The organism is Rheinheimera sp., from assembly GCF_037442345.1.
Taxonomy (GTDB): Bacteria; Pseudomonadota; Gammaproteobacteria; order Enterobacterales; family Alteromonadaceae; genus Pararheinheimera.
In genome coordinates this window covers 94,255-101,513 of sequence record NZ_JBBIQL010000019.1, presented here as the reverse complement: position 1 = coordinate 101,513, position 7,259 = coordinate 94,255, and the positions used below count along the sequence as shown (strand labels likewise).

The following is a 7,259-nucleotide window of genomic DNA, read 5'->3' as shown; positions in this document are numbered from 1 at the left end:
CCGGCCTGTCACGCCGGGGGTCGCGGGTTCGAGTCCCGTCCGCTCCGCCACTTTACTGGGTTTGTGACTCAGTAATCAAAACAACCAGCCTGGAGCTGGTTTTTTTACGTCTTTTATTCGGCTGTCTGACGACAGCGGTTCAGCCGCTTCACCAGATAGCTGAAACGATCACTGCATTTTTATCTGGTGGCGCCTGCAAAAAGGGTGAACCAAATCTGCGTTGACTTCGTAATTCCACACACTGAAACAAAACATGCCCGTTACTGATACCGGCAGAGCGTGCGGAGCCAGAGCCAATGCGCCTTGTGCTGAATTCCTGTTTATTTAACCTGTGCTGGTTTGCTTGTGTCTATTGGGGCAACGGCGTGGCGGGCCTGGTGTTGGTCTGGGCCTGTATGCATTTGTGGTTGAGCCCGGCCGCCAAAACAGAAGCGGCCTTATTGTTTGGTGTGACCTGCACTGGGGTCTTGGTGGATTCATTGTGGATGCTGGGGTCTGTGTTGGTGTTCCCTGGGCAACCGACACTGCTGCCGTTTTGGCTGGTCATGCTCTGGCTGGCGTTTGCGATGACGCTGAATGGCTATTTAAGTCTGCTCAAAGGCAAAGTGCTGTTGCAAAGTCTGACTGGCGCTGTGGCTGGTCCTTTGAGTTATTGGGCAGGGCAGCAGCTTGGCGCTGTCGAGTTTGGCTTGCCGCTCAGTTGGGTATTGCCGCTGCTCGGGCTGGTTTGGGCCCTGCTGCTGCCGGCATTTTTCTGGTTGAATCAACGACTTTACGGAGATAAACATGAGCAAAATGCTGTCCGTGCTGGTTAAGGGGCTGACCACGCTTTTGCTGCTGACGCTTGTCGGTCAGGCCGTGGCAGAGCAAGCCAGGGATACCACCGGCAAAACCGGGCTTAAGCTGGTCGGGCAGGCCCAATTCAGTGTGCTCTTTTGGGACCTCTACCAAAGCTGGCTGTACAGTCCAAGCGGGCGGTTTACCGGTGTGGAGCCTGGGGTGCTGTTTGAAATCCGCTATTTGCGTGATATCAGCAAAGATCAGCTGATTGAGAATACGGTGAAACAGTGGCAGCACCTGAAGGTGTCACCGGCGCAGTATCAAGACTATCTGCCACAGTTGCAGCAGGTCTGGCCGGATATCCGTAAAGGGGACGTGCTGACACTGAAGGTGGAAGCCGGTCACACAGAGTTCTATTTTAATCAACAGCCTGCCGGGGTGATCGCCAGCCCTGACTTCGCCGCGCTGTTTCTGGATATCTGGTTATCACCACAGACGTCTGAACCCAAACTGCGTCAGCAATTATTAGGAGCACAAGATGCGTCAGAGTAAGTGGGTTTCCCTTGCCGCATGGTCTGGTGCCTGGTTGCTGTTAAGCAGCTGCAGTACCTCTGTTCAGCAGTACCAAAGCACTCAGCCTGAATTTGATCTGGCGGAGTATTTTGACGGTCCTGCCATTGCCTGGGGTATGGTTCAGGACTACAACCAGAAGGTAACCCGGCGTTTTTGTGTTGAGTTGCAGGGCCGCTGGCAACAGCAGCAGGGAACATTGGAGGAAACCTTCTACTTTGACGACGGCGAAACTGACCAGCGCACCTGGCGCCTGACCCGTCTGGCTGAGCATCAATACAGCGGCGAGGCCGATGATGTGATAGGTACCGCTGTGGGGGAGCAGCAGGGGTTTGCGTTGCAATGGCAGTATCAGCTGATGGTGACCATTGATGGTGAAGACTATCAGTTTGAGCTGGATGACTGGATGTTTCAACTGGATGAATACCGTCTGTTTAACCGCACCAAGATGAAAAAATTTGGGCTGACTGTGGCTGAAATTACGTTGTTTTTTGATAAAGAAAGCCCGTTACGGCAATGCCAGCCAAAAGCGCAGGCAACTGCTGGCGGCTGAGGTTAGGAGAGCAGTGTTGACAGAAACAATGCGGATCCCAGTATTTCCACTGCCAGTGTTTTTGCTGCCGGGTGGCATGACCCGGCTGAATATCTTTGAGCCGCGTTACCTGAAAATGGTGAAAGTGGCGAGTCAGGGGGATGGTTTTGTGATCCAGACCACTGGCACCGGGGGGGCTTTGTCTGAATTTGGCAGCTGGGTGCAGATCACCAACTTTGGTCAGAGCCAGAACGGGCTCTTGCAAATTGACGTGTTGTGCAAAGGCTTGGTGCTGCTCAGCCAGGCCGCCAGAGATCCGGATCAGCTACTCTGGGCGCAAGCCAGTCCGGTGGCGCATTGGCCGGCAGAGCTGACGGGGTCCGCGAGTCAGCTGTTTGCTGCTTCATTGCAGCAATGCCTGCAGCAGAATGAACAGCTCAGCTCGTTGTACTCTGCACCGCTGTTTGAGCAGGAGAGCTGGGTGGTGGCCCGTTGGCTGGAGCTTGCCCCTATTGCCAACAGCTATAAAGTGCTGTTTTACCTGCCAGACAGTTATCCCAAAGCCGTTGCTTTGCTTTCTGAGATTTTACTGAATAAAACAGACGCTCAGTGATCCGGGTCTGATTCTGTATCGTACTGACATTACGGAGTTCAACCGAGAGCTGAATATGTTGCAGGTGACAACAGAATTGCAAAAGGCCACAGGATGCATTACATCTAGGCTTATGAGCACAGATTCAGATAATCAGGAATTAAGTCAACTGCTTACTGCAGTTGCACTGAAAAGGGACAAACAGGCGTTTACTGCACTGTTTCGTTTTTTTGCGCCCAGGATTAAGCGGATGGCGGCAGCGAAACTGATCAATTCAGATCTGGCCAATGATGTGGTGCAGGAAACGATGAGCAACATCTGGCGTAAAGCTCATTTGTTTGATCCGGAAAAAGGCTCTGCAACCGTCTGGGTGTACCGGGTCATGCGCAATGTCACCTTCGATTTACTCCGCAAGATTAAAGCCAATCAGGAAGACAGCATCAGTGACGATTTCTGGCCTTTATTGGATGAGGCAGACAGCTCTGATCCTGCCATTGGCGATCACCTGGCCAAGGAAGCTATTTTAGCCGGTTTAGACTGCCTCTCTGAGCATCAGCGTCAGGTCGTGCATGGGGTGTATTTTATGGAACTGACCCAACAGCAGCTGGCTGAACAGCTGGGGGTGCCTTTGGGCACAGTGAAGTCCAGACTGCGGTTAGCACTGGCGAAGTTAAAGCAGCAACTGGGAGAAGGCCATGATTAACCATCACCCGACAGAAACAATGCTGGCCGCTTTTGTGGCCGGGGAATTGCCCGTTTCTCTGACAGCGGCTGTGGCTGTGCATGCACAAATGTGTCCTTGCTGCGCTGAACGTATTGAACAGCTGACCCAGGAACAGTCTGCGCTCTGGTTAGACGCAGAGCAAAACGGTGACCATGATTTTGCCTGGCAACCGCAACAACTGGACCCTGACCTTGAACAGATGCTGGGGTCTATGCAGTTGGATGATGAGCCGTTGCCCGTTGTTCAGAGCAAGACAAAATTTATTGCTGTGGCTGGTCAGCAGTACCCCTTGCCCCGTGCCTTGCAATCTTTGCCACTTGGGGCTTTCAGCCAGTTCGGCAAATTATCCAGAGCCCGCTTTGCACTGAATGAAGGATCATTACACAGCAGTTTATTGTATATCCAGCCGGGTGGAGGAGTGCCAGAGCACAGCCATAAAGGCTTTGAGCTGACTTTGTTGCTCAGCGGCGAATTTACCGACGCTCATGGCCGTTATGGTCCGGGTGATTTTATGATGTTGGACGGCAGCCATACCCACCAGCCGGTTTCCGAGGCAGGTTGTCTGTGTTTTACCGTGGCCGATGCTCCCCAGCGCTTTACGCAGGGGATGAACAGATTGCTCAACCCCATAGGTAATTTTATTTATTAGGTGATCCGGCGCTGAGATTTTGACGTATTGTTATGTTAATATCTCAATTTAAGAGCCTATGGAGTGACCATGCCAGCAGATGTTCAGAAAAACCAGGTTTCAGACACTTCGGTTGCAGATTATCCTCTGTGGCTGAAGCGTTTTATCCTGACCTATCAGTCACTGGCGGTAGGTCCATTGGATCCCTTGGCCACTTTGTATCACCCACAGGTTCAGTTTCAGGATCCCTTGCACCAGGTGCAGGGGCTGGAATCGTTGCTGAGCTATTTTGCCGGGCTGTACAGTAAACTGACCCAATGCAAATTCCAGATTGAATCGGTGTTGTATCAAGGTAACAGTGCAGCGCTGTACTGGACCATGACCTACGCGCACCCGCAACTGAATCAGGGAAAACCCATTCGGGTGGAAGGGCATTCGCTGATCCGCGGTGAACAGGACAAGGTGGTGTATCACCGCGATTACCTCGACGCCGGGCAAATGCTGTACGAACATCTGCCAGTGGTCGGTGCCTTGATCCGCTGGGTAAAACGGCGGGCCAGCCAATGAAGCAGGTGCTGATTACGGGGGCCAGTTCTGGCATTGGTGAAGCGTTAGTTCACCAGTACCTGAAACAGGGCTGGCAGGTCGTTGCCTGTGGCCGCAATGACGCGAGGCTACAACAGCTGTCTGCCGTCTCACCGGCAGTTCAGCCACTGCGTTTTGACATCACAGATCCGGCTCAAATAGCGGCGGCAGCCCTTCAGGTGACGCAGCTGGATGTGCTGATCCTGAATGCCGGTGATTGCCGCTATATCGATGACGTGATGCAGTTTGACGGCGAACTTTTTGCCTCGGTAATTCAGACCAATCTGATTTCTGCCGGGTACCTGCTGCAGCACCTGCTGCCAAAGCTGAAGCGGGGGGGGCAACTGGTTGTGGTCAGTTCCAGCGCCACGTTGTTGCCTTTTACCAGGGCTCAGGCGTACGGGGCGTCCAAGGCGGGGTTGGACTATCTGGCCGCGAGTTTACGGCTGGACCTGCAACAGTACGACATTGGGGTCACTTTGGTGCACCCGGGCTTTATCAAAACCCCGCTGACCGATAAAAACGATTTTGCGATGCCCTTTCTGCAAAGTGCAGAGCAAGCGGCGCAGCGGATTTATCGCGGCGTGCAGCAAGGCCGCATGTACCTGCATTTTCCCAAACGCCTGACGCTGCTGCTCAAGGTTCTGGCTTTGTTGCCTGATCGGGTCTGGTACTGGCTGGCTGGGCGTATGGATCAGGCCTGAGCCAGATAAAAACAGCGGCAGGCGCGGCGCACTATTTATTAATTAATCTGGATGACTATGAAGACTATTGCCATTGTAGGTGCAGGAATTTCAGGCTTAACCGCTGCTTATCTGTTGTCAAAGAAACATCAGGTGCAGGTGTTTGAACAGGCACCAGTGATAGGCGGTCATACCGCCACAGTGGATATTGAGCTGGCTGGTCGCCGTTATGCCATAGACACAGGTTTTATTGTGTTTAATGACAAAACCTACCCGAATTTTCTGGCGTTGCTGGCTGAGCTTGGCGTCGGTCGCCAGCCCACAGAAATGAGCTTTTCAGTGAAAAATAGCCTGACTGGCCTGGAATACAATGGCCATAGCCTGTCGACTTTATTTGCGCAAAAACGCAATTGGCTGAATCCGAAGTTCTGGGGCTTGCTCAGCGAAATACTAAGATTCAACCGTTTATGCAAAGCCTTGTACCAAGGGCCGTCTCTGGAAGAGAGCGCCACACTCGGTAGTTTTTTGCAGCAGCAGGGGTTTTCACGTTTTTTTGCACAAAACTACATATTGCCAATGGGGGCGGCCATCTGGTCCAGTTCGTTAACGGCGATGGAGCTGTTTCCATTGCAGTTTTTTATCCGCTTTTTCCATAATCATGGGCTGTTGAATGTCACAGACAGGCCACAATGGTATGTGATCCCACAAGGCTCGCGCAGTTATCTGGGGCCTCTGACTCAGCCTTTTGCCGACCGCATTCAGTGCAATGCCGATATCCGGCAGATTGTCCGGGAGTCAGATAAAGTGCGTCTTTGTTTTGCCGACGGTTCAGAGCAGAGCTTTGATGAACTGGTGCTGGCGTGCCATTCCGATCAGGCCCTGGCCATGCTGGCCGACGCCTCGGCTGAGGAGCAGCGCATTCTGTCGGCTTTGCAGTACAGCCCCAATCAGGTGGTGCTGCATACGGACGAATCTTTATTGCCAAAACGGCGTAAAGCCTGGGCCAGCTGGAATTATCAGTTGGGTGCAGACCCAGACCGGCCAGCCTGCGTCACTTACAATATGAATATTCTGCAAGGCATTGAGTCAGAGCACACCTTTTGCGTCACGCTGAACCAGACGGAGCAGATTGCCCCCGAAAAAATTCTGCGTCGTTTTGTCTATCACCACCCGGTCTACTCGGTGCAGTCGCTGGCCGCAGCACAGCAGCGGGCACAGATTTGTGGCCAGCGCCACACCCATTTTGCCGGCGCTTACTGGTACAACGGTTTTCATGAAGATGGTGTGCGCAGTGCTTTGGATGTGGCGCAGCGTTTTGACTGTGATCTGGCTGCAGCGGGGCCTGCCGGTCATGGCTGAACTTCAGGACAAGCCTCCACTGTCCCCAGTGATTCACAGTGCCGTGTTTAGCGGACAGGTGCGGCATCGTCGCTTTAGCCCCAAACCACATCAGTTTACCTATCAGTTGCATATGGTGGCACTGGATCCGGATGAACTGGCTGCGCAGCGGGTGCCGGCTGACGTGCTCGGTACCGCCTGGTGGTCACCGCTGCGGTTTCGGCAGCAAGATTACCTGCCCGGTGATCCGGCCCCACTGAAGCAACGTATTACAGAAAAAGTCAGGGCGCTGGGCTGTGACGTCGAGATTGCCAGGGTATTGATGCTGGTGCAGGTGCGCAGTTTTGGTGTGTATTTCAGCCCGGCCAATTTTTTCTTTTGTTACGACAGCAATGAGTATTGCCACTCGGTGCTGGTGGAAGTCAGTAACACTCCCTGGCTGGAAAAACATTATTACCTGGTGTCATTGCAGCAGCTGGAAGCGGTGACTGTGAAAGCCTTTCATGTGTCGCCCTTTATGGACTTGCTGATGAACTACCACTGGCAGCTGAAACCACCAATGCCCGACAGCGACAGGTTATTTATTCATATTGAAAACAGAAGGGCGACAGCCGCGCAGCCGCACAGTGACGGGAAGTTATTTGACGCGACACTGACGATGCGAAAAGTGCCGTCAGGCCAGGCCAGCGCATGGCGCTTACGGCTGTCGATGTCACTGATGACGCTCAAAGTGGTGGCCGCCATTTACTGGCAGGCGCTGAAGTTGTTTGCCAAGCGGGTGCCCTTTGTACCTTATCAAAAACCAACACAAAGCTAAGTAGCAACGG

The 7,259-nt window shown here is 53.1% G+C and carries 11 protein-coding genes; all 11 read left to right on the top strand.

Features of this window, described 5'->3' with window-relative positions:
- Positions 1-224: hypothetical protein (locus WKJ04_RS13045; protein WP_337880806.1), on the top strand; the 224-nt coding region annotated here is incomplete at its 5' end.
- Positions 225-296: 72 nt separating this feature from the next.
- Positions 297-815: a DUF2878 domain-containing protein gene (locus tag WKJ04_RS13040; protein WP_337880805.1), complete on the top strand. Its 519-nt coding sequence runs from the start codon at positions 297-299 to the stop codon at positions 813-815.
- The gene (locus WKJ04_RS13035) at positions 787-1,332 is read left to right on the top strand and encodes a chalcone isomerase family protein (RefSeq protein WP_337880804.1); all 546 of its coding nucleotides are present in this window, start codon (positions 787-789) and stop codon (positions 1,330-1,332) included. The genes WKJ04_RS13040 and WKJ04_RS13035 overlap by 29 nt, the downstream gene beginning before the upstream one ends.
- The gene (locus WKJ04_RS13030) at positions 1,319-1,903 is read left to right on the top strand and encodes a DUF3833 domain-containing protein (RefSeq protein WP_337880803.1); all 585 of its coding nucleotides are present in this window, start codon (positions 1,319-1,321) and stop codon (positions 1,901-1,903) included. The genes WKJ04_RS13035 and WKJ04_RS13030 overlap by 14 nt, the downstream gene beginning before the upstream one ends.
- 16 nt (positions 1,904-1,919) lie before the next feature.
- A complete protein-coding gene (locus tag WKJ04_RS13025; protein ID WP_337880802.1) occupies positions 1,920-2,495 on the top strand; it encodes an LON peptidase substrate-binding domain-containing protein in 576 nt (191 codons plus the stop codon).
- A gap of 55 nt (positions 2,496-2,550) precedes the next feature.
- The gene (locus WKJ04_RS13020) at positions 2,551-3,177 is read left to right on the top strand and encodes a sigma-70 family RNA polymerase sigma factor (RefSeq protein ID WP_337880801.1); all 627 of its coding nucleotides are present in this window, start codon (positions 2,551-2,553) and stop codon (positions 3,175-3,177) included.
- Complete coding sequence (locus tag WKJ04_RS13015) at positions 3,170-3,847, top strand: ChrR family anti-sigma-E factor (protein WP_337880800.1); 678 nt, start codon at positions 3,170-3,172, stop codon at positions 3,845-3,847. Before WKJ04_RS13020 ends, WKJ04_RS13015 begins: the two co-directional genes overlap by 8 nt.
- A gap of 69 nt (positions 3,848-3,916) precedes the next feature.
- Entirely contained in the window at positions 3,917-4,393 is a 477-nt protein-coding gene (locus WKJ04_RS13010; RefSeq protein ID WP_337880799.1) for a nuclear transport factor 2 family protein, read from the top strand.
- Positions 4,390-5,115, top strand: a complete 726-nt coding sequence (locus WKJ04_RS13005) for an SDR family NAD(P)-dependent oxidoreductase (RefSeq protein WP_337880798.1) — start codon at positions 4,390-4,392, stop codon at positions 5,113-5,115. Before WKJ04_RS13010 ends, WKJ04_RS13005 begins: the two co-directional genes overlap by 4 nt.
- 57 nt (positions 5,116-5,172) lie before the next feature.
- On the top strand, positions 5,173-6,453 hold the full coding sequence (locus WKJ04_RS13000) for an FAD-dependent oxidoreductase (protein ID WP_337880797.1): 1,281 nt from the start codon (positions 5,173-5,175) through the stop codon (positions 6,451-6,453).
- Entirely contained in the window at positions 6,446-7,249 is an 804-nt protein-coding gene (locus WKJ04_RS12995; RefSeq protein WP_337880796.1) for a DUF1365 domain-containing protein, read from the top strand. Before WKJ04_RS13000 ends, WKJ04_RS12995 begins: the two co-directional genes overlap by 8 nt.
- The last annotated feature ends 10 nt before the right edge of the window (positions 7,250-7,259 follow it).